Source organism: Komagataeibacter sucrofermentans DSM 15973, assembly GCF_040581405.1.
Lineage (GTDB): Bacteria > Pseudomonadota > Alphaproteobacteria > Acetobacterales > Acetobacteraceae > Komagataeibacter > Komagataeibacter sucrofermentans.
This window is the reverse complement of record NZ_CP137157.1, coordinates 947902-970505: the sequence shown is the minus strand read 5'-3', so window position 1 is coordinate 970505 and position 22604 is coordinate 947902. Positions and strand designations below refer to the sequence as shown.

The following is a 22604-nucleotide window of genomic DNA, read 5'->3' as shown; positions in this document are numbered from 1 at the left end:
ATAAAGCTCCCGTAACTGGAAGAGCTGGCATGTTCGCACGCATATCACAATCAACCCCGCAGCCTTTGCGCAGCCCCTACCAGCCGGCACGCTGGCTGGCGTTCCTGCCTCTGGCGGGCCTGCTGGCGGCATGCGGCAACAGCGCAAGCACAATCAATGAGCGCGCGCCGCGTGTCGGCTCGGCCGAGACATTGTACAATAACGGTGTCGATGCCCTGCGCTCGGACCGTTACCTGCTGTCGGTCAACCAGTTCGACACGCTTCAGCGCAACTACCCCTACTCCCAGTACACGGCCAATGCGCAGTTGATGGAGGGGTATGCCAACTACCTGCTCAACAAATACCCCGAGGCCGTGCAGCAGCTTGACCGCTTTCTGGAACTGCATCCCACCAGCTCCGATGCCGCCTATGCCTTCTACCTGCGCGCGCTCTGCTATTATGAGCAGGTAGCCGACGTGCAGCGCGACCAGCAGGGCACCATCGAGGCCATGGATGCGCTCGAAGAGGTGATTACCCGCTTCCCCCAAAGCCCGTATGCGCGTGATGCCCAGCTCAAGATCGATCTGTGCCGCGACCATCTGGCGGGCAAGGAAATGCTGGTGGGCCGCTACTACCAGCAGCAGAACGACTTCCCCGCCGCCGCCGGGCGCTACCAGCGCGTGGTGCAGGATTTCCAGACCACGAACCACGTGCCCGAAGCGCTCGAGCGGCTGGTTGAAGTGTATCTGGACATGGGCCTGCTGGAACAGGCCCGCAAGACCGGCTCCGTGCTGGCCTATAACTACCCCAGCAGCAAGTGGTACGAGGATGCGTACGACCATCTGCGCGCCCACCACCTTATCAAGGGCGTGGATGGCAAGGACCACAAGCAGGGCCGCAACGTCTTCCAGCGGGCGTGGCATTCGGTTTTCTGATTTCCGCCAACGATCCTTCGTGCTGAACAGGAACCGATCATGCTGACACAGCTCTCGATACGGGACGTGGTCCTGATCGAAAAACTGGACCTCGCCTTCCCCCCCGGCCTGACCGTGCTGACGGGCGAGACCGGGGCAGGAAAGTCCATACTGCTTGACAGCCTTGGCCTGGCTCTGGGTGAGCGGGCCAGTGCCTCGCTCGTACGCGCAGGCTGCGGGCAGGCCAGTGTCAGCGCCAGTTTCGAGATCATACCGGACCACCCGCTGCATGAACTGCTGCGCGAGCAGGGCATCATGCTCGATGATGAGCGCGAGCCGATCCTGCTGCGCCGCGTGGTCACGACCGATGGCCGCTCGCGCGCCTATATCAACGACCAGCCCGTTGCCGTCAGCCTGCTGCGCCGCGCCGCCACCCTGCTGGTGGAAATTCAGGGCCAGCACGAGCAGATGGGCCTGGCCGATCAGGCCACCCATCTTGACCTGCTCGATGCCTTTGGCGTGTCTGGCCCGCTGCGGGGCCGCACGGCGAGCGCTTACCGCACATGGATCGAGGCCACGGCGGAACTCGCCGCGGCCCGTGCGGAAATGGAAAATGCCGCGCGTGAAGAAGACTGGCTGCGCCAGGCGGTGGATGATCTGGGCACCCTCGCCCCGCAGGAGGACGAGGAAGCCCAGCTTGCGGGCCTGCGCCAGGCGCTGCAGCAGGGCGAACGCCGCGCCGAGGCCATTGCCGCGGCCCTGGCCGACCTTGCCCCGCGCGACCGGCGCTCCCCCGGTCCGGCCTCCGCATTGCGCAATGCCAGCCGCGCCCTGCAGCGCCTGCTGCCCGCCCCCACCGACCTCAACCCCGAGGCCGTGGGCGCGGCCGAGCAGGTCGCCGCACAGGAAGCGCTCAATGCGCTCGAACGCGCGGAAGAAGCACTGGCAGAGGCCGAGAACATGCTCTCGCGCCTGGCCTCTGACGCACAGGCCGATCCCCGCCTGCTGGAACAGACCGAGGAGCGCCTGTTTGCCCTGCGCGCCGAGGCCCGCAAGCATGGCGTGTCCGTGCCGGAACTGCCGGGGCTGCTCGCCGCCTTTACCGAACGGCTGGCCGTCCTCGATTCGGGCAATGCCCGCATTGAAGGGCTGGAGAAAGCCGTGGCCGAGGCCCGCGCCCGGTTTGAGGAAATTGCCCTTGAACTGACCGCCGCGCGAGAGAAGGCGGCCCGCAGGCTGGAGCAGGCGGTGATGGCCGAGCTCAAGCCGCTCAAGCTGGAGCGCGCGCGTTTTATCGTATCCCTGGTGCCGCTTGAGGCCGAAGCGTGGAACGCGCGGGGCAAGGAACAGGCCTCGTTCCTGATCGCGGCCAACCCCGGCCAGCCGCCGGGGCCGCTGGCCAAGGTGGCCTCGGGCGGCGAGCTTTCGCGCCTCATGCTCGCACTCAAGGTGGTTCTGGCAGGGCGCTCGGCCATTCCCACGCTGGTGTTTGATGAAGTCGATTCCGGCGTGGGCGGCGCCACGGCCTCGGCCATTGGTGAGCGGCTTTATACCGTGGGCCGTAGCGTGCAGGTGCTGGTCGTGACCCACAGCCCGCAGGTGGCAGCCCGCGGTGATGCCCATCTGCGCATCAGCAAAAGCGTGAACAAAGGCCGCACCGAAACCCATGCCGCCCCGCTGGATGAACAGGCACGGCGCGAGGAAATCGCCCGCATGCTTTCAGGCGACACCATTACCCCCGCCGCCCGTGCCGCGGCCGACAGCCTGCTGAAAGGGGTCTGACATGCCGACTACCGCCCCGACCGACGAACTGGCCGCGCAGGCCCGCGCGCTACTGGCCAATTATGCGGCAGACGCGCAGACCGAGGCCCATGCGGCCGCCACGCTCAAGCAGCTTGCCACCCTGCTGCCCGCGCTCGATGCCGCCTACCACCAGCACGATGCGCCTGTGGTGGATGATGCCACCTATGACGCGCTGCGCCGCCTGAACACGCGGCTGGAGCTGGAATTTCCCCGTCACGCCCAATCTGACAGCCCCAGCCTCACGGTGGGGGCGCCGGCCAGCGGCCCCTTCCGCCGCCACCGGCACATGGTGCCCATGCTGTCGCTGGACAATGTGTTCTCGCGCGAGGAATTCGAGGGCTTTGTCAGCCGCATCGCCCGCTTTCTTGGTCTGGGCGACGAGCAGGCGCGCGCGCTTTCCTTCGTGGCGGAACCCAAGATCGACGGGCTGTCGATCAGCCTGACCTATGTGCACGGGCGCTTCGTGCGCGGCACCACGCGCGGCGATGGCACGGAAGGCGAGGACGTGACCGCCAATCTGCGCACATTGCGCGATATTCCCGACCAACTTGCCGCCCCCTTCCCTGATACGATCGAGATCCGGGGCGAGATCTTCCTGTCCAAGCAGGCGTTTCTTGACCTTAACGCCGCGCAGGAAGAAGCGGGCGAGAAACCGTTTGCCAACCCGCGCAACGCCGCCGCAGGCTCGCTGCGCCAGCTTGACCCCGCCATTACGGCCAAGCGCCCGCTCTCGCTGTTCGCCTATGCCGCAGGCTATTGCGATGGCCCGCTACCCACCACGCATCATGGCTATCTGGAACAGCTTGCCAAATGGGGCTTTCGCGTCAATCCGCTGAGCACGCAGGTACCCGACGCGCAGGCCGCTGAAGCCTTCATGGAGCGCCTGACGCGCGAGCGCTCGGGGCTGGATTACGATATTGACGGCGTGGTGTACAAGCTTGATGACCGCGCGCTACAGGAACGCCTGGGCTTTGCAGGCCGTGCGCCCCGCTGGGCGGTGGCCTGGAAATTCCCCGCCGAGCAGGCCATCACCCGGCTGGAAAAGATCGACATTCAGGTAGGCCGCACCGGGGCGCTGACACCGGTGGCGTTTTTGGAGCCTGTCAATGTAGGCGGCGTGATCGTGACCCGCGCCAGCCTGCATAATGAGGACGAGATCGCGCGCAAGGACATCCGCGAGGGCGATCTTGTGCATGTGCAGCGCGCGGGCGATGTGATCCCGCAGGTTACTGGCGTGGTGCTGCCGCGTGACCGTGAAACGCAGCCCTTCACCTTCCCCCATACCTGCCCGGTTTGTGGCGCGCATGCCGAGCGGCCCGAGGGCGAAGTGGTCTGGCGGTGCTCGGGCGGGCTGACCTGCCCCGCGCAGGTGGTGGAGCGTCTGATCCATTTTGTCTCGCGTGATGCGTTTGATATTGATGGCCTGGGCGACCGCACCATTGTCGAGTTCCATGAACTGGGCTGGCTGCGCACGCCTGCGGATATCTTCCGCCTTGGCGCGCATGAGGCAGAAATCGCCGCCCGTGATGGCTGGGGCAAGATCTCGGCGCGCAATCTGGTCAATGCGATCGAAGCCCGACGCACCATTGAACTCTCGCGCCTGATCTATGCGCTGGGCATCCGCCGCATTGGCACCAGCAATGCAAAGCTGCTGGCGCGGCATTATGGCTCACTGGCCAACTGGCGCACGCAGATGGAAAAGGCCGCCATCGTGGGGTCGGACGAGCGGCTGGAACTTGGCTCGATCACGGGCATCGGCACGACCATTGCCGATGAACTGGTCGCCTTCTTTGCCGAGGCCCATAACCGCGCCACGCTGGATGACCTGACCGGCGAACTGACCCGCGTGCTTGATGAGGAAGCGCCGGAGGAAGGCAGCCTGTCGGGCAAGACCATCGTGTTTACCGGCACGCTCACCACCATGACCCGCCCCGAGGCCCGCGCCGTGGCCGAGAGGCTGGGGGCACGTGTGTCGGACAGCGTCTCGAAAAAAACCGATCTTGTGGTGCTGGGCGAAAAAGCTGGCTCCAAGGCCCGCAAGGCCACCGAGTTGGGCATTGATACCATGGATGAGGCAAGCTGGCGCGTCCTTGCGGGCATGCCGCCTGCCCCGCAGGCCGAAAGCTGAAAGCTGCATGCCGCAGCCCGAACATGTGTGGCCTGCCTGCCAGCCGGAGCACGAAGAAACTTTCCGTCGCCCCGCGGGGAGTGCCTGGCCGGTCGTGACCCGGCGCGCCACGGCATGGGTGCAGGCATTTTATGCTGCCCTGCCCGAAAGTGGGGCACGGCGCTGACGATCGATGCCCGGGTCACGCTCGCGCTCCTGCTCAGGCACGGCCTCATCGTGGTGCGGACATGGGGGAATTTTGATGATCGTAAACCGGTTGTGGAATTATACGGCCTGCAACGCCCACAGCCCCGGATCTGAAACGGGTGCATCAGCCACCGCCTTTTTGAAAAAAGGCAACACCCTGATGCACAACATAACTGTGGCCTTGCATGGCCCTGTCGCGTAACATTTATACCGGAACCGAGTACAGGCTGACACGCGCGGGAGCACCAGACCGACCAGCACGCCAGACCGCCGCAACGGGGTGCGGCATGGATTTTCAGGGGGATGACATCTTATGACAGTTTCAGGGTCGCGGGGGCGGCTGCTGACAACGCGCCGCGAGATGCTGGGCCTTGCGGGTGGCGCAGGCTCCAGCCTGCTGCTGCCCCGCCACGCGCGGGCGCAGGCCCAGCCCGCATGGCGCAGGCCGCTGGCTGAATCCGACGCCATCGTGGCGTTTGGCCATACCGGCCCCATTACCGATGGCGGCTGGTCGATGGTGCATGACCGGGGCGTGCAGGCCGTGCGCCGCGCGTTCCCCAAGCTGCGCACCATCTATGTGGAAAGCGTGCCCTACTCCGCTGATGCCACGCGCCTGTTCCGCCAGTTCGTGGCCGAGGGCGCGCAGATGGTCATGGCCACGTCGGAATATGGCGACTTCATCAAGGATGTGTCGGACCGCGCGCCCGATGTCGCGTTTATGGAATGCGATGGCACCAACATGACCGGCAACCTGGGCTGGTATTACGTGGCGCACTGGTATGCCAGCTACGTCATCGGCATTGCCGCAGCCCTCATGACCAAAACGAACAAGATCGGCTTTCTGGGCGCGTTTCCCATCCCCTCGGTCTATGCCTCGGCCAATGCCACGCTGCTGGGCGCGCAGTCGGTCAATCCGGCCATCACGCTCCAGAGCATCACCATCAATGCCTGGTTCGACCCGCAGGCGGCAACGCAGGCAGCCACCGCGCTGGCCGATAACGGGTGTGACTTCCTGTGCGGCATCATGGATGAGCCGGCCTATCTACGCGTGGCCGTGCAGCGCGGGCTGAAGGCAGCGATGTGGAACACCGGCATGCTCGATTACGGGCCGCAGGCCTATGTCAGCTCCGTGTGCCTGGACTTCAATGAGTATTACATAAGCCAGGTGCGCAACCTGCTGGCGGGCACCTGGCAGCCGGAAGGGCATTTCCTGACCCTGGGCCACGGCGTGGACCGCGATGCATGGGGCCCGACCGTGCCGCCCGAGGCGGTCGCCCGCGCCGATGACATGCGCACACGCATGCTGGCGGGCCATAACCCCTTTGTCGGCCCCATATACGATAACCATGGCCGCCTGCGCGTGCCTGCGGGCACGGCGCTGAGCGACCTCGAGATCTATCACTCCGACTGGGCGGTGGCGGGAGTATCGGGCCTTGAATAACCCTGCCTCCCCCTCCGGCATGGCGCCGGGCACGCCGCCGGTGCTGCAGTTGCGCGGCATTGGCAAGTTTTTCCCCGGCGTGATCGCCAACAAGGACGTGGACCTTGATGTGTGGCCGGGCGAGATCCATGCCCTGCTGGGCGAAAATGGAGCTGGCAAATCCACGCTCATGAACGTGGTGACCGGCATCTACCAGCCCGAGGAAGGCGAGATCATCCTCGATGGGTATGGCCAGACCTTTGCCTCCCCGCAGGATGCCATCCGCGCGGGCATCGGCATGGTGCACCAGCACTTCAAGCTGGTGCAGGCCTTCAGCGTAGCCGAGAACATCCATCTGGGCTGGGACGAGGCCCCCCGCCTCGCCTCGCCTGCCGTGATGGAGGCCCGCACGCGCGAGATTTCGGAGCGCTTCGGCTTTCCCGTCGATCCGGCGGCACGGGTGTGCGATCTTTCGGCTGGCGAACAGCAGCGCGTGGAAATCCTGCGCGTGCTGGCGCGTCGGGCGCGGCTGCTGATCATGGATGAACCCACCGCCGTGCTCACGCCGGAGGAAACCGGCGAGCTTTTCCGCGCGCTGCGGGCCTTCCGCGCGCAGGGCAACGCGGTCATCATCATCAGCCACAAGCTTGATGAGGTGATGGAAATTTCCGATCGGGTCAGCATCCTGCGCGGCGGCCGCAAGGTGGGCACGTTCAGGACGGCGGACTGCAATCCCACCATGCTGGCGGCCACCATGGTGGGGCGCGACATCGTGCGGCGCAACATGCGCACGCGCCCCGAAGGGGCCGCCCCGATTGCCCCGCAGCCCATCATGCAGATCCGCCACGTAAGCGTGCGTGACGGGCGTGGCGTGGAAACGCTGCGCGATGTCAGCCTCGACCTGCATGGTGGCGAGATTCTGGGCATTGCAGGCGTTGCAGGCAACGGCCAGCGCGAACTGACCCATGTGCTGACCGGCCTGATGGCCCGCACATCGGGCGAGATCCTGCTGGATGGCAGCCTGGTGGAGCGTGCCGACCCCGCCCTGTTTGCCCATGCGGGCGTGGGCCATATCCCCGAGGACCGGCTGCGCAGCGCGCTTGCGCCCTCGCTGTCCATCACCACCAACATGGCGCTGCGTGAGTATGCCGAACCACCGATCGGCCGCCACGGCCTGTATGATGCAGGGGCCGCAGGCGTGCTGGCGCGCGATATTGCGGAGCTGGCCGACGTGACCATTCCCGATTTTGCCATGCCCATACGCAACCTTTCGGGCGGCAACCAGCAGCGGCTGGTGGCAAGGCGCGAGATCCGCATCGCCAGCCGGGTGCTGGTGGCGGCCTACCCCGCGCGCGGGCTCGATATCGGGGCCATTGCCACCATGCTGGGCTACCTGACCGACCTGCGCGACCAGGGGGTGGCCGTCGTGTTTATTTCGGAAGATCTGGAAGACCTGCTGAACGTGTCAGACCGCATCGGGGTGATGTTCCACGGGCGCATGATGGATGTGATTGATGCGGAAGATGCGGATATCGCCACCATCGGCATGCTGATGGGCGGGCGCGAGCCAGCCGATCTCCAGCCGGGAGGGCCGCAGTAATGGCGACACGCGCCTTTCAGCGCCTGCCCACGGCACCCGCGGGCCGCATCCTTGCCCTGCGGCTGGTGGCCATCGTGCTCTCGCTGTTTATCATCGCGGGCGTGCTGGCCCTTTCGGGCCACAGCCCCCTCATGCTGGCGGAACTGATCCTGCGCTCCACCCTTGGCTCGCGCTTCGGGCTGGAGGATCTGGCGCTGTTCATGTGCCCGCTGCTGCTCACGGGGGCGGCCGTTACGGTGTGCGGCACCATCGGGCTGTGGAATATCGGGGCGGAGGGCCAGTTCTATGCGGGCGCCATTGCCGCGACGGGCGTGGCCCTTGGCCTGCATGGCCCGGCGCTGGTCATGCTGCCGCTCATGACCATTGCGGGCATACTGGGTGGCATGGCCTGGATTGCGGTGCCCACGCTGGCCCGCGCCTTTGCCGGGGTGAACGAGATCATCACCACGCTTCTGCTCAACTTCATCGCATCGCTCCTTACCTATTACCTGACCACGGGGCCGTGGCGCGACCGGATCAGCGGGGCGCAGGTCTCGACCCAGCGGCTTTCGGTGTCCATTCCCGAGATGTGGGGCATCGTGCACTGGGGCTTTCCGGTCGCCATCATGATCGTGGTCGGGCTGGCGCTCGTACTGTCGCGCACGCGGTGGGGATACGAAATCCGCATGGGCGGGGCCAACCCTGAGGCCGCGCGCTATGCGGGCATTCCGGTGCGGCTGCGCATCATCTCGGTCATGCTGCTTTCTGGCGGACTGGCGGGGCTGGCTGGCATGTTCGAGGTCGCGGGCACGGTGCACCGGCTGCAGGGCGGCATGGCCAACAATTTTGGCTATCTGGGCATTGTGGTGGCGGTGCTGGCGCGCGGGTCGTGCCTGAACGTGATCCCGGCGGCACTGCTGATGGCGCTGATCCTTGATTCGGGCATTGTCATGCAGACGCAGCAGCTTTCGGCCTCGGTCATCCTCGCCATTACCGGGCTGATCCTGTTCATGATCGCCATTGGCGATGAACTGGCCCATTACCGGCCTGTCGCCACCACGCCAGCCAAGGGGAAAGCCTCATGATCATGCTGCTGACAGGCATGCTGGCCACCGCCGTGCTGGCCGGTGGCGTGCTGGCGCTCGCGGCTCTGGGCGAAGTGCTGGCCGAGCGCGTGGGCGTGACCAACCTTGGGGTGGAAGGCCTCATGGCGCTGGGCGCGGTCACGGCGGTGATGACCGTCTCCTCTGTGCATTCGCCCTGGGTCGGGCTGCTGATGGCCATCATGGTGGGCGCCGTGGGCGGCATGGTATTTGCTTTTGGCGCGGTGGTGATGCGGGCCAATCAGGTGCTGTGCGGGCTGGCTACGACCTTCATGGGGCTGGGGCTTTCAACCGCGCTGGGCCACAGCTACGCGGGCCAGCCGGTGGAGACGACCTTCGGGCATGTCACCATTCCGCTGCTGTCCTCCATCCCCATTATTGGCCCGGCGCTGTTCGGGCAGAATATCCTCATCATACCGATTTACGTGCTGCTGCCGCTGGCTGTGCATTTCATCATGTTCCGCACCCGGCACGGGCTGAACATGCGCGCGGTGGGCGAGAACCCGGCGGCAGCGGATGCCGCGGGCATTCCGGTCATGGCCATGCGCTTTTGGTACGTAACGCTGGGCGGAGCCATGGCGGGCATGGCAGGCGGGTACCTGACGCTGACCTACGTGCCGGTCTGGTCAGAGGGCATGGTGGCGGGGCGCGGATGGATTGCCCTCGCACTGGTGATCTTTGCGGGCTACCGGCCCATTATCGTCACGCTCTCGGCGCTTCTGTTCGGGCTGGTCACAGCGCTGTCCTTTGTGGGGCAGGCCCATAACTGGCCGATTGACCCTGCCTTCCTGAACATGCTGCCCTATGTTGGCACCATGGCCTTCATCATCGTGCCGGTGGTGGTGTGGCACCGCATGCGCCGGGTAATGGCGGCACCTGCCGCCCTGGCCCAGCCCTATTATCGCGATGTACGGTAGGCGGCCTTATGGCCGGGGCTGACCGGGGCGCAGGATATCGGCGGAGATGCTGCGGGCGTAGCTGGCGGAATTGAGGCTGTCGGGGAACTGGCCGAGCAGCTTGAGTTCATCGACATAACGCGCGATCTGGGTTTTCAGGTCATTGCCTACAGGGCTGATGCCCAGCACCTCATGGCGCATCATCTGCAATATGGCGTCCTGCTGCATGCCATCAACGCGGCCATCGAGCAGGCTGGCGGCCTCGGCCATGTGGGTGGGGAGCCAGTGCGCGGCGTTATAAAGCGCCAGCACGAGGGCTACGGCGGCTGCGGGCGTATCGCGCAGCACATCGGTGGAAACCCCCAGCGCGAGATTGGTACGCCCGGCATACAGTCCGTTTACGCTATTGACCAGTTCCACCACATCCAGCGCGGGGTTGCGCAGCAACCGCCAGGCAAGCGGGTCGTGCAGGGCCACGGCATCGACCGTGCCTGCGGCAAGCGCGTCATCAATTTCATCAGGCGGCAGGATGACCCAGTTGGGCGCGGTGTCAGGGTTCAGGCCCTTGCGGCGCAGGATGATGGAGAAGAACAGCCGGTCGGCCATATCGGCATTGAGCACGGCAATGCGGCGGCCCACCAGATCCTCGATCTTGGCAATGCGCAACTTGCGCCGCACCAGCAGGCGAAAGGTGCCTGCCTGCAACCCCATGGCCAGCCGCGCCGGCAGATCCGGGCTGGCCTGCCAGGCCTGCAGCCATGACAGCACGGGCGCCACCGCCGCCATGGCGCGCCCCGCCTGCAGGTCGGCAATGGCGTCACGCCCGTTGGCCACGCCCTCGCGCAGGTTTACATTCAGGCGATACTGCAAAAAGAAATCCTGCCGCAGGGCAACGTTATACAGGGTGGAGGACCGGGCGTAGGGCCATGACAGCGTCATGTCATGGGGCTGGCCATCAAGCAGGGCATCATCGCGGCGAACGAGACGCGCCTGCTGGCGGCTCTGCACCCATTGCGTGCCCACTATGGCGCATCCGCCCGCCACGAGCATGGGCACTACAGCGCGGCGCAGCAACTGGCGCGGCTTTCCTTCCCTGTTCTGTTCGACCATTGGTTGCGGTTTCTCCTGAGATGGGAAGGCATTACCCTTCTTTTAGCCTGCCGGGGTTCCCTTTTTTCCCCTTTTTGAAAAAAAGTTCAAAAGGGGGGTTTACGCGCCCCCATCAGTGTAGCTATAAGCTGCTCACCAACGCTGATCCCGAATAGCTCAGTTGGTAGAGCAAGCGACTGTTAATCGCTGGGTCGTAGGTTCGAGTCCTACTTCGGGAGCCACATTTCCTTAAAAATTAGTGTTAGATCAGTCGGTTACGGATTTTGTTAAATCTGAGCCCATACTGAGCAAGGCGCTTTCCGGGAACGTGCAGATACGTTCAGGCCGGTTTCTTGTGCTGTTTGGCACTGTTCCAACCCCTCGACCATTTCACATCCCAAGCGGCTCCATCCACGGTTACCAGCTTACACGTGGCGGCTCCTTTGCTCTGGCTGAAAATTCCTTGCTGTCAATGACTGCGCCACGGTGCATGGGGCTGACAGCATGAAAACAGGGACGCGTCCGAAACGAAGACGTGACGGTTGCCAGAAACTCCCCTGGCCAGAGAAAAATCCGCGCACTCAACCAGATCGTGACCATGTTCCTGGATGCTGCTGATTTCCCGGCACAACGCCGCCGGTCATCAGGCTGCCAGAACGGGACGGGAGTCCTGATAACACCCTGCGATCCAAGGCCATCGCTGATAACCTGACGATTACAATGCGGCCCACCAACAGGCAGAGCGATTACAGGCCGCCAATGAGACCGACATTGATGTAAGTGCCGCCTTGGAAGAGGTTGAAAAACAAACCCGGCTCATCCGTCGTCGCAGCCCCTGAGCCAAAAATAAGTGCCTTTAAATCAGGCTTCATTGCTTATCCGGGCGGGAGGCAATCCCCTGCCCTCCCCGCTATGTAAGAGGCGCTGGGTTAGCGACCTGCGGCTGGCAGGTGCGTGAGGGAGTCGTTCTTGCTACACAGGACCGTTTCTGTATTGCGATCATAGAGATATCCGTCACCCCATGATCGGTCACGAAACATTGCAACCTTCCTCGCCACATTGCGGACCTTGGGTGCGTGCCGTTAAAAGCCTGACAGTGCGACAACCGATATGTAAAAACGCACATCGCATAATCTCAACCAGAACGGGAGAGCGCGGCCCCATGTATTACGGCAAGAACGCCTTTTCGCTGTTACTACGCTACACGCTGGCCCACGAGATCGAGGAATGGGGCTGGGAGATCGGGGACCATACGTATGGCGCCCAGGGCTCTCCCATTGTCATAGAGGCCGAATATGCTGGCCTGAAGATCGGGAAATACTGTTCCATCGCCCGCGAGGTGCTGATGATCCTGGGCAACCACCGCCCGGACACGATCACCACCTATCCGTTCAAGAACCAGTGCAATTTCTGGCCCGAAGCCGCAGATGCAACGGATGACCATTCCACCAAGGGGGATATCGTCATCGGCAATGACGTCTGGATCGGCGCGCGGGCCAACATCATGTCGGGTGTCACCATCGGGTCAGGCGCGATCATTGCCACGGCAGCCGTGGTGACCAAAGACGTGCCGCCTTATGCAATCGTGGGCGGCAATCCGGCCCGGGTCATCAAATATCGCTTTCCCGAGAGAACCATCGAGCGGCTGCTGGCATTGGCATGGTGGGACTGGCCGGAGGAGGTCATACGGGCCCGGATGCCGCTGCTGATGAGCGATAATATCGAGGCGTTCCTGGAGGCTTACGAAGGGATTCCCAGCTAGCGCTCTCATCTTCGATACAGGAAATGGTGGGAAACCGTTATTTTTCGTCTTTCACCTGCCTTGAGGTGGAATACCGCACATAATGGTCCACATTGATACCATCTGCGAAAACATTGTACATAGTGAATTACATAGGAATACGTATACCATCTCATCTTAATTATTATGCTGCCAACATGTTTTTCATTTTTTCTTGCAGGCATGGTGCGTGGCGTAATGGGCCTCGGAGCAAACCCCTATAAAATCACGGGCATCCGTTAGGGGGGCGACGCCCCTGGTTTATGCATTGGCCTGCTTGTGAGCGGGCCTTTCTTCCTCTGGCTGCTGACATGCTCGATACCACCGACTTCAACCCACAGTGGAATCAGGAGGGAACGCGATTGGCCGCCCCCTCGCTTTGACTTCTTTTACGAGGACATGACCCGTATATCGGACCATTACGTGTTTCATGCCGGGCGGCAGGCCTGTCATGTCAGCTATATCTTCGCACATCCGTTAGTGAGGTTTGTGCCCTTGCTCATGACGACGGGTGCAGGCCAGATATTATTATATTATTTCAACAGAATCTGGTAAAAAATCAAGATTTATTTTTATAACAGTGTTCTAAAACAGTATATTATATTTATTCATGTTAGTCTGTATGGGCATATATTATTATATTACCGGCATGTTGTAGCGCCGTTGAAACAAGGCAGCCTTTGTGTCAGGCAACACCCGGCCCCTAGTCCAGCAATGGGCAGGGCAAAGGAGAAGCCGTGCGCATCAGCGCCGCTGCTCGATATCCTGACCGAGGCCAAGGTAAACCATGTGGATGTATTGAAAATCGACATTGAAGGATATGAGGATCGGGCCCTGATACCCTTTCTGGATACGGCGCCTGACAGCCTCTTACCAAAGCATATCATGATGGAAGATTCCGAACGTGATCGCTGGCAATCAGACCTGATGGGCAAACTGGCGCAGGTTGGATACCGCACCAGAGCACGCAGTCGCGGCAACGCCCTGCTGTCACGCAAAGAGGGGCAAACTGACCGGGTAGGCGGCAACCCAGCCCCGACCCGTTTTGCGCGTCGACCTGTCAGCCACAGGATCGCGCAACCATCATCGCGTTCAGGCCTGGGCGAGCCATGCTGCAAAGACTGACGCGACGCGCCAACATTGCCCCGCGACTGACTGAAAATACGGTCTCTCCTGCTCCGCATAAAAATCAGGGCGATGCTACAATCAACCATCTGCAGGCAACGACCTGTTATAAATGCGGTCCATGTCGCCACGAAGGCGGGTAATTCCAGTCGTGCTTCAGGGTGACGGACGTAGTCTGGCCCGACTGGGTCCGGATTTCCTTGACGGCGATATTTCCCTGCCAGATATTTGTCACTGCATACCAGACGCCAGCAGGCAGGTTAGAGAAGGTAAACTGTCCATCCGCATCACATGTCACGTGCCGGACGAATGGCGCAACCTCAGCAGAATCCACCTTGGGTCCGGTCATCGTACCGTAACGGAACATATGATCGACCACAGGATCAGATGCCGGACTTTGCGGCAGCAGTTGCACATCATGCCCGGCGCAGGTGAATTTGTGCCCCGGGCCAACAGGCAATGTTTGCATGGTCCCATTACCGCTGGGGTAGTAGTGATAGTCAAAGTAAATGTGGTATGCCGAGCCGGTAATGGTGGCTGTCCCCTCTTTTGTAGACCATGACATATCCCACGCAGTAGCAGGCGCGCGTACGGAGTCAGGGTCTGGATGACAGCCTGCCAGAAACAGAGCGGCAGTGATCAATATGTATTTATTCATTACTTTAAACACCGCCACAAATGCATGATTTCATGTTAACTTTTTATTCCGATCAGGTTCATATTTGAAAAATATTGTTCTTTATTTTTCATATTATACCGGAACCATCGCGCCACCTGCCATGTAGCCTGCGTAATCCTGCCGACAGGTGATGTAAATTGGCAGTTTATGTACAGATTTTTATGATAAAATTCTTATGAAAAGCGCATTTATGATAATATGCACCCCCGTTTTTTCAATCCCATACAGGGCTGGACCGGTTATGGGTCATGGCAATGACTCCATGCTGCGGCGTTACGACCCGGGGCATGCGTCAATTGCCAATCCATATTGACTGGGGCGCGATCTGCCGCACAATCAGCACAACAGACATGAATGCACATGATGGCCTGCCGGCCAGCAGCACGAAGGGCATGATGGAGGCGCGCATGAATGCTTTTATTCCGTGCAGAATTCTTTTTGCCTGCGCCTGCGTGCTTGCAGCCCCATCCCTTGGGCTGCGGGAGGCACGGACGCAGGACGTTGAGACGCACGGCCCCTCGGCTGAGCAAAAGGCCGAGATTGAACGGGCCGTGCACGAGGCCCGGCAGCAGGATATTCAGAGCGCTGCCGATTACAGGCTCCCCAAGGATTTTTTTGCCCGCATGCTCCCCCTCATCCGGGCCATCCGGCAGGCGCGTCTGACGCCGCCGATGCAGACAAGAAACATGCCGCTCGCCATCACGATCCGCCGCACCGAGGACATGCCGGAACTTCAGGCGATCCTGCAGGCGCACGATATGTCGGCGCGGGATTTTGTCATGGGCCTCACTGCATTTGAAATGACGGCAACCATGAGTGACGCCCCGCCAGCAGACAGGAAGAATGCCCCGAAACTGAACCGCGATAACGTGCGGCTGATCCAGTCCCACCAGGCGCTGACGCAGGCGCTTTTGCATGATCTGGATGAGGATAGCGAGAAACTGCAGTAACCCTCGCCATGATGCGGCCCAATAATGCCGTGAAATTATAAAAGTTTTTAAGTATCGCCCTTTTTCAAAACAGGGACATCTTCCGAAGCTTTTTGAAAAAAGCTTCACCAAAAACTTTTACGCGTTTTAACGGAATTCCGCTCGATATTTCGCCACAGCCGCCTGTGCGCATGCTTCATCCTTCTCGCCGCCCGGCGCGCCAGACACGCCAATGCCGCCAAGGGCCGCGTTATCCGCCACCCGCCGCAACGTCACCCCACCGGGCACGAACAATACTTCGGGAATGGTATTGAGCGCCCCGTTGGCAGGCCCCGTTACCTTGGCGGCAATCAGTTCACTGGTGGTGTTCATGTTAAAGGCCAGGCCATAGGCAAAGGCGGTATAGGCCTTGCGATAGGAGACGGACAGCGATTGCAGCGGCACGCTATCCCCCTTGATGACGGCCTGCTGATGCCCGCTCGTATCAACCACCGTGGCCGTGACGGAGTAACCCTGTGCGGCACAGGTCCTGACCGCTTCTTCCGCCAGTTGGGCGGCCAGTTGCCAGTCAAGCTTGGGGGTCAGGACCACATGGCCCTGCGCATGGGCGGCAGGCGCCACCATAATGAAGGCCGCCACCAGCCCCTCACGCCACATGCATCGGTGTAATTGCATCATCTGGCGCACTCCCCTCACGCATGGGCAGCATGATGCAAAGCCGGGCCGGTCGCCTGCAACCACAAAAGCCACCGTACACGCAATGGTGCCTGCCCCATGCCGCGGCCGGGGCAGGCATGCGCCCTACAGGCCCAGCGTACGTTTGAGCCCCGCGCAATACGCCTCCATGAACCGGCGCGACAGTTCGGCCTCGGGCACGAACATGTCGAACACATGATAGGCACCGGGCACCACCATCACCTCGGTCGGCACGCCTGCCGCCATGAGGCGACGGCCGTATTCCAGATCCTCGCACAGGAACAGATCCATCGACCCCACGCCAATGAAGGTGGGCGGCAGACCGGTCAGATCCTTTGCCCGCGCGGCGGCGGCATAGGCCGGAGTATTGTCGCCACCCGCAGCCGCGCCCAGATAGGCCTCCCATGCGTATTTATTGGCCGAACGGGTCCAGACAAACTCGCCAAAATCAGGAGCGGGATCGACCTTTGTGGCCGTGCGGTCATCCAGCATGGGGTAGATGAGCAACTGATAGGCCAGCTTGTACTCCTTGCGGTCACGCGCCATGAGCGACAGGGCGGCACTCAGGCCCCCGCCCGCGCTCTCGCCTGCCACTGCCACCTTGTCGCGATTGATGCCAAGCTGTGCCGCGTTGTCATGCACCCATTTGAGGGCGGCGTAGCAATCCTCGATTGCAGCGGGATATTTTACCTCCGGCGCCAGACGGTAATCGACCGATACGATCACGAAGCCCATCTTGCTCGCCAGCACCTGGCATTTGGGGTCATCGACCTCCGGGTGGCCCGATACCAGGCCCCCACCGTGGATATAGACCATGGCCGGGGCATCGGGCTGCCGCGTGCGGGGGCGATAGACCAGCACGCGCACATCCGGCGCGCCTGCGGGGCCGGGAATGTATTCTTCCTGCACTTCCACATCTGGCAGGGGCTTGCCTTCGATCAGGCGCACCGATGTCATGAAGATTTCGCGCACTTCGGGCAGGGAGCGGCCGGACAGGCCATCGAAGGACGGCATCTTCTCCAGAATGGGCAGGAATTCGGGATTGACGACATTTTTGGGCATGGTGAAAGTCCTTTTTCATCACAGGTTACCCTTTGGGGGCGGCCTCGACGCAGGAACCGTCACGCACGGCGGCGTGAGCAGCCATGATCAGGATCAAACAATATTGGCCACATATGAATATAAAATATAAAAATATAGGATTCCTCTATCTATTATATTTTAAAAACAACTTATTTTTAATGAATGTAGATCATATAGAGATAACGAATATGATGGCAATTCATACGATTATAAAACAATATTCAAAGCCACGCTCATTTACGTCAGTCACGACATACCTGAACTGATGTGCCACCCCATGCATGCCGCCTCTTCACCCACAGGGTCACGGGATAAAAATGCCTCCGACCCGCCACACAGGCGCGTATTATGAATGCTGGAACCAGTCATTAAATGGTTTGTGCAGGATTACTTGCCATTTCCTGATGATTTCATCGTTCTGTTCAATACTCAGAACTGAATGGAACCCAAGGGCCATCGCCATCAGGCCCATCACGCCACCAAATATGTCAGCCCGGTTCCGAACCACCGCCTTCACATCGCGTTTGATGCCAATACCGGAATTTTGTGCCGGTGCATGACATGGCCAGTCACAAGATCAAAAAGAACATAACAAAAACAAATCGCGCATAAATTGATTATTTTATGCAAATTAAAAAAAATAAATCCCACATGCGTTTTTTATGCATATAACATATGCCTGTTTATAAATGGGAAAGGATAGCCATTGTCAGACATTACGGCCCTTGTTCTTGATGCTGGTCTCTTTGTTCTTCTCCCGTGGGGGTTGTGGCGACTGCTTGGGCGGACAATACCGATTGTTGTCCTGCCCATCCTGCTTGGCATCATCCTGGCCGTTATGCATGCGCCCGTGCAGCGCTTTGGCATTCCCTCCGTCTATGGCGACAACCTTGGCTGGCTGGCCGTTCTGGTGCTGGCCTTTACCGCCGGGCTTGAAATGTGGCAGTCGCCCGATGCCCATGTCTCGGCCCACACCATCCCCGCTCCGCCGCTGGGGCGCCTGCTGGGCGGCGCGGCCGTAGCGCTTGGCGGGCCGTTCCTGCTCGGCTCCATTCTGGTCTACTGTTTTTTCCTGCCGCTTCACGGCTGGCAGCCGCCGCATGTGGGGCCGGTGGTGGGGGCCATGGCCATCGGGCTGTGCATTGCAGTCAGCGCCCTGCCGGTGCTGATCGGCATCGTGCGCGAGCTTGACCCCACCCAGCGCTCCATCGGGCAGCTTGCGCTCAAGCTGGCAGTGGTGGATGACGCGGCACTGTGGATCGGGCTGGTGCTGCTTCAATTCGCCGCTCGCGGCCCTGCCGCCCTGCATGGCTGGACCGGGCTGGAGGCCGTGGCCGTCGCCCTGCTCGCACTTCTGGCCTTTGCGGGCAACTGGGCCACGCGCAACATGCCCAATCCGCCTGCCATCATCATCTGGCTGGCGGTGCCACTCTATCTGGCCGCAGGCTCATGGGCCAGCATGCAACTGGGGCTGCATGAACTGATCGGGGCCTATTTTGCCGGCGCGCTCATGCCGCCGCGCTGGGTGGCGCGCCTGCCGGTGGAACAGGTGGGCACGTTCTCGCTCATCTGGCTGGCCCCCATGTTCTTTGGCCATAGCGGGCTGCACATCAATGGTGATGCGCTGACCTGGCCCTCGGTCATGGCGTCGCTGATGCTGGTGGTGATTTCCGTGCTGGCCAAGATGGCCTCGGTCTATGCCTTCCCGCCCGCGCCCGACCTGTCGCGGCGGCAGGCGCTCAGCGTGGGCGCGCTGCTGCAATGCAAGGGGCTGATGGAAATCGTGGCCGCCACCATCCTGCACGCGCAGGGCATGCTGTCGGACTTCGCCTTCGCTTCGCTCATGGTACTCGCGGTCATTTCCACCGCGCTGACCGGCCCGCTGTTTCGCCTGTTCGCGCCGCGCACGGGGGCGACGGGGCAACTGCGCTAGGTCCGCGCCCTCACACCATCCCGTCCGGGTTTCGCTCCCCAGCAAGAAATAACCGGAATATGGCGCGAACCAACCCGAAGTCTGTGGTCAGGGTCCGGGCATCATACAGATCGCCCAGAACGGGAATCATATCAGGCGCGGTCGTGGCGCAATAAGGTGTTTTAACATCATAATCATCCTCTTCCTCACAGCCGAGCGTGAGGAGATAGGTCTGGCGCTCGCCTCTGACCTGAAGATTGGATGACGTTGCCGGATCATCCAGCCCGACCACGCCTGCATGACGTTCCATGCCATCCAGCCGTTCCATCACGTCATCGGGCGATGGATTTTTCATGCTCCCGCCGCTGTCTTCTCCGGGTGCATGAATATTCCAGTACAGCTTCATGTTCCGTATTCCTGCCTATTCAGGGGTGATATCATCCAGCCGGTCCACGCGCCACAGGGTGGGGAACATCCGTATCCACAACCCGGTTATGACCAGCGTGCCGATACCCCCCAGCGCCACGGCCTCGACCGGACCGATCAGGCTGGCCAGCATGCCGCTCTCGAACTCGCCAAGCTGGTTGGATGACCCGATGAACAGCATGTTCACCGCCGAGACCCGCCCGCGCATGCTGTCAGGCGTGCGCAGTTGCACCAGGGCGCTGCGCACCACCACGCTCACCACATCAGCCGCCCCCAGCACCGCCAGCGCAATGATGGACACCGCCATGGAGCGCGAAAACGCAAACACCACCGTGGCCAGCCCGAATACGGCCACCGCCATGAACATGCGCGCCCCGGCCCGGTGGTTGAGCGGTTTCCAGACCAGGATGATGGAACACGCCACCGCCCCGATGGCGGGCGCGCCCCGCAAAAGCCCCAGCCCCACCGGGCCTGCATGCAGGATGTCACTGGCATAGACCGGCAGCATGGCGGTAGCACCGCCGAGCAGCACGGCAAACAGGTCAAGCGATATGGCGCCCAGCATGTCGGGCCGCGCGCGCATGAAATGCGCCACCTCGACAAACGTGGCCAGCGAGAGCGGCACCCGCGGCCGGGACTGGAACACAAGCCGGATGCACAGCGTGCCCACGCACGCACAGGCAAACCCCAGCGCGCACACAAGGTAGCACACCCCTGCCCCCGCCCCGTAAAGCAGGCCGCCCACCGAAGGCCCCGTCACCGCCGCCGCCTGAAACAGCGAGGAGGACACCGCCGCGGCACGGGGAAACACATGGGCAGGCACCAGCGATGGCAGGAAGGTCTGCTGGCAGGGCATCTCGAACGCACGGGCCGCGCCAAATATCATCACCATGGCATAGATCATCCACGGCGTGGTCCAGCCACCAAACGCGGCAATGGCCATGAACAGCGCCGAGAGCGCCTCGATGGCCTGGCATGTCACCACGATCACGCGCCGGTTGAAGTGGTCCGCCGCATGCCCCGCAGGCAGCAGAAGCCCCGCCATGGGCAGGAACTGCGCCAGCCCCACCAGCGCCAGCGCCGTGGTGCTGTGAGTGAGCGCATAGATCTGCCACCCCACGGCCACGGCCTGCACGCAGGCTGAAAAGGAGGACGCCGTGCGGGCGGCAAGAAAAGCCAGCAGCCCGGGATGGCGGTGCAGCGGCAGGGAGGGAGCGGCAGGCGGAGCGGAAGCAGGAGGCATGATGGCTGTATCCTAACAGCAGCACTCCTGGATATCCTATGCTTTGCCTATCAAAAAAACGCATTCTCCCGTTTGCAAATCCGCCCCAACACGGGCAAAAGCGGTTGCATGACAGACCCTGTAGAGCATGCCACCGTGCCCGGCACACAAGGGGAAGCCCGTGAGTGGCTCGATATCCGCGCCGGCACGGTCGTGGAGGCGCGGCCCCTGCGCGAGATGCGGCCGCACACCTTCTGGCTCACGATCGATTTCGGCCCCCATCTCGGGGTGCGGTCATCGGTGGTGCAGGTCAATCACCGCTATGTCCCGGCCCGGCTGGTGGGCCGCCAGATCTGCGCGGTGATCAACGTGCCGCCCCGGCAGGTTGGCTCCTTCCGTAGTGAAGTGCTGACACTGGGCATGCCCGACAGCAATGGAGAAGCCGTCCTGATCCGCCCGGATGGCCGTGTTCCCGATGGAGGAAAACTTTTCTGATGGCCAAGAGCTACGCAACCGTAACATGGGACCAGCTGCACCGCGATGCCCGACAGCTAGCCAGCACGCTGATGAACCGTGGCCCCTTCAAGGGCATTGTGGCCATCACGCGCGGGGGCATGATCCCCGCCGCGATCATCGCCCGTGAACTCGACTGCCGCCTGATCGAGACCATCTCCGTCGTGACCTATGACGAGGAAAAGATGGGCGAGGCCAACGTGATCAAGAACGCCGAGGCCGCCGGTGATGGCGAGGGCTTCGTGATCATTGATGACCTGGTGGATTCGGGCGTGACAGCCCAGCTCGTGCGCAAGCTGCTGCCCAAGGCGGTGTTTGCCTGCCTTTACGCCAAGCCCGCCGGCCGCCCTATTACCGACCTGTTCGTAGTCGAGGTGCCGCAGGATACGTGGGTGCTCTTCCCGTGGGATACGGCGCCGCTGTTCATCCCGCCGCTGGCCAGCAAATCGGTCGAGAAAGCCTGACCTCTCCCTTAATACCCGGCCCATTACACGACGTGTTGTTCGCCGCCCCCGCCTGCCCGGCTTGCCCGATGCAGGCGGGGGCGGTATTTTTTTGCAAGAATGTGCTTGCCAGAATGGCCCTTGCCCCATAGGTTCCCGCTCGTGGTCACGGGGCGTGGCGCAGCCTGGTAGCGCGCGTGTTTTGGGTACACGAGGCCCCCGGTTCGAGTCCGGGCGCCCCGACCATATCCTGGGAGTGACAATGCTCATGCGAGCCCGGATTTACAGGCAATCAAAGCCCGCTGGCCAGTCTGGCCAGGCCATGACCCATACATGGGTGCTGGATTACGGGCAGAACCGCCCGCGCCATGTCGATTCCCTCATGGGCTGGACCGGCAGCACCGATACGCCATCGCAGCTACAGCTTCAGTTTCCCGACCAGAACAGCGCCATTGCCTATGCCACCGCGCAGGGCATTGCGTATGACATCGAGATCCCCGCCCCGCGCCATCGCAGGCCAAAGGCCTATGCTGATAATTTCCGGTATGACCGGATACAGAACTGGACGCATTAGGCGCGATCTGGCACAAGGGCAGGCTCGCGCCCTTAGCTCAGTTGGATAGAGCAACAGCCTTCTAAGCTGTGGGTCGCTGGTTCGAATCCAGCAGGGCGCGCCATTTTTCAATGACTTAGCAGCTA

At 61.9% G+C, this 22604-nt stretch carries 22 protein-coding genes and 3 tRNA genes; 18 read left to right on the top strand and 7 right to left on the bottom strand.

Annotated elements, in window-relative coordinates:
* Positions 1-29: 29 nt before the first annotated feature.
* The 8 genes from R5N89_RS04590 to R5N89_RS04555 all read left to right on the top strand — a co-directional run bounded on the left by R5N89_RS04590 (position 30) and on the right by R5N89_RS04555 (position 10029).
* Positions 30-914, top strand: coding sequence for an outer membrane protein assembly factor BamD (locus R5N89_RS04590; protein WP_110569257.1), 885 nt, complete (start codon positions 30-32; stop codon positions 912-914).
* A 39-nt stretch (positions 915-953) separates the two neighbouring features.
* Positions 954-2675 (top strand): DNA repair protein RecN, encoded by a 1722-nt coding sequence (gene recN / locus R5N89_RS04585; RefSeq protein WP_110569258.1) that lies wholly within the window; start codon positions 954-956, stop codon positions 2673-2675.
* Between the two features lies 1 nt (position 2676).
* Positions 2677-4824 (top strand): NAD-dependent DNA ligase LigA, encoded by a 2148-nt coding sequence (gene ligA, locus R5N89_RS04580; RefSeq protein WP_110569259.1) that lies wholly within the window; start codon positions 2677-2679, stop codon positions 4822-4824.
* Positions 4825-4831: 7 nt separating this feature from the next.
* Complete coding sequence (locus R5N89_RS04575) at positions 4832-4990, top strand: hypothetical protein (RefSeq protein ID WP_167400871.1); 159 nt, start codon at positions 4832-4834, stop codon at positions 4988-4990.
* Between the two features lie 333 nt (positions 4991-5323).
* A complete protein-coding gene (locus R5N89_RS04570; protein ID WP_110569260.1) occupies positions 5324-6451 on the top strand; it encodes a BMP family ABC transporter substrate-binding protein in 1128 nt (375 codons plus the stop codon).
* A gap of 19 nt (positions 6452-6470) precedes the next feature.
* Complete coding sequence (locus tag R5N89_RS04565) at positions 6471-8030, top strand: ABC transporter ATP-binding protein (protein WP_110569261.1); 1560 nt, start codon at positions 6471-6473, stop codon at positions 8028-8030.
* On the top strand, positions 8030-9094 hold the full coding sequence (locus tag R5N89_RS04560) for an ABC transporter permease (RefSeq protein WP_110569262.1): 1065 nt from the start codon (positions 8030-8032) through the stop codon (positions 9092-9094). The genes R5N89_RS04565 and R5N89_RS04560 overlap by 1 nt, the downstream gene beginning before the upstream one ends.
* A complete protein-coding gene (locus tag R5N89_RS04555) occupies positions 9091-10029 on the top strand; it encodes an ABC transporter permease (RefSeq protein WP_110569263.1) in 939 nt (312 codons plus the stop codon). Before R5N89_RS04560 ends, R5N89_RS04555 begins: the two co-directional genes overlap by 4 nt.
* A gap of 6 nt (positions 10030-10035) precedes the next feature.
* Here the strand turns inward: R5N89_RS04555 and R5N89_RS04550 are convergent, their stop codons facing one another.
* Positions 10036-11118, bottom strand: coding sequence for an ABC transporter substrate-binding protein (locus R5N89_RS04550; RefSeq protein ID WP_110569264.1), 1083 nt, complete (start codon positions 11116-11118; stop codon positions 10036-10038).
* A gap of 145 nt (positions 11119-11263) precedes the next feature.
* Between R5N89_RS04550 and R5N89_RS04545 the strand changes: the two genes are divergently transcribed.
* Positions 11264-11339 (top strand) — tRNA-Asn (locus tag R5N89_RS04545).
* Positions 11340-11843: 504 nt separating this feature from the next.
* Here R5N89_RS04545 and R5N89_RS04540 read toward each other — a convergent pair.
* Entirely contained in the window at positions 11844-11969 is a 126-nt protein-coding gene (locus tag R5N89_RS04540) for a hypothetical protein (protein WP_265001321.1), read from the bottom strand.
* A gap of 290 nt (positions 11970-12259) precedes the next feature.
* On the opposite strand from R5N89_RS04540, the gene R5N89_RS04535 reads away from it, so the two are divergent.
* On the top strand, positions 12260-12859 hold the full coding sequence (locus R5N89_RS04535; protein WP_110569266.1) for a CatB-related O-acetyltransferase: 600 nt from the start codon (positions 12260-12262) through the stop codon (positions 12857-12859).
* Between the two features lie 732 nt (positions 12860-13591).
* Complete coding sequence (locus R5N89_RS04530) at positions 13592-14002, top strand: FkbM family methyltransferase (protein WP_208624691.1); 411 nt, start codon at positions 13592-13594, stop codon at positions 14000-14002.
* A gap of 106 nt (positions 14003-14108) precedes the next feature.
* Here R5N89_RS04530 and R5N89_RS04525 read toward each other — a convergent pair whose 3' ends face one another.
* On the bottom strand, positions 14109-14678 hold the full coding sequence (locus R5N89_RS04525) for a prealbumin-like fold domain-containing protein (protein ID WP_146220207.1): 570 nt from the start codon (positions 14676-14678) through the stop codon (positions 14109-14111).
* A 395-nt stretch (positions 14679-15073) separates the two neighbouring features.
* Here R5N89_RS04525 and R5N89_RS04520 point away from each other — a divergent pair, with 395 nt between their 5' ends.
* Positions 15074-15631, top strand: coding sequence for a hypothetical protein (locus tag R5N89_RS04520; RefSeq protein ID WP_244192184.1), 558 nt, complete (start codon positions 15074-15076; stop codon positions 15629-15631).
* A gap of 126 nt (positions 15632-15757) precedes the next feature.
* Here R5N89_RS04520 and R5N89_RS04515 read toward each other — a convergent pair whose 3' ends face one another.
* Complete coding sequence (locus R5N89_RS04515) at positions 15758-16234, bottom strand: heme-binding protein (RefSeq protein ID WP_373320389.1); 477 nt, start codon at positions 16232-16234, stop codon at positions 15758-15760.
* A gap of 177 nt (positions 16235-16411) precedes the next feature.
* A complete protein-coding gene (locus tag R5N89_RS04510) occupies positions 16412-17368 on the bottom strand; it encodes an alpha/beta hydrolase (protein WP_110569268.1) in 957 nt (318 codons plus the stop codon).
* Between the two features lie 727 nt (positions 17369-18095).
* On the opposite strand from R5N89_RS04510, the gene R5N89_RS04505 reads away from it, so the two are divergent.
* Complete coding sequence (locus R5N89_RS04505; protein WP_110569269.1) at positions 18096-19322, top strand: cation:proton antiporter; 1227 nt, start codon at positions 18096-18098, stop codon at positions 19320-19322.
* Between the two features lie 10 nt (positions 19323-19332).
* Here R5N89_RS04505 and R5N89_RS04500 read toward each other — a convergent pair whose 3' ends face one another.
* On the bottom strand, positions 19333-19707 hold the full coding sequence (locus tag R5N89_RS04500) for a DUF6911 family protein (RefSeq protein WP_110569270.1): 375 nt from the start codon (positions 19705-19707) through the stop codon (positions 19333-19335).
* A 15-nt stretch (positions 19708-19722) separates the two neighbouring features.
* Positions 19723-20970: an MFS transporter gene (locus R5N89_RS04495; RefSeq protein WP_110569271.1), complete on the bottom strand. Its 1248-nt coding sequence runs from the start codon at positions 20968-20970 to the stop codon at positions 19723-19725.
* 108 nt (positions 20971-21078) lie between these two features.
* Here R5N89_RS04495 and R5N89_RS04490 point away from each other — a divergent pair, with 108 nt between their 5' ends.
* The 5 genes from R5N89_RS04490 (at position 21079) to R5N89_RS04470 (ending at position 22582) form a co-directional block, all read left to right on the top strand.
* Positions 21079-21444 (top strand): tRNA-binding protein, encoded by a 366-nt coding sequence (locus tag R5N89_RS04490; RefSeq protein ID WP_110569272.1) that lies wholly within the window; start codon positions 21079-21081, stop codon positions 21442-21444.
* Entirely contained in the window at positions 21444-21926 is a 483-nt protein-coding gene (gpt, locus tag R5N89_RS04485; protein ID WP_110569273.1) for a xanthine phosphoribosyltransferase, read from the top strand. Before R5N89_RS04490 ends, gpt begins: the two co-directional genes overlap by 1 nt.
* A 148-nt stretch (positions 21927-22074) precedes the next feature.
* Positions 22075-22151: transfer RNA gene (locus tag R5N89_RS04480), tRNA-Pro, on the top strand.
* Between the two features lie 22 nt (positions 22152-22173).
* On the top strand, positions 22174-22479 hold the full coding sequence (locus R5N89_RS04475; protein WP_167400872.1) for an ETC complex I subunit: 306 nt from the start codon (positions 22174-22176) through the stop codon (positions 22477-22479).
* A 26-nt stretch (positions 22480-22505) separates the two neighbouring features.
* A tRNA-Arg gene (locus R5N89_RS04470) sits at positions 22506-22582 on the top strand.
* Positions 22583-22604: the final 22 nt, after the last annotated feature.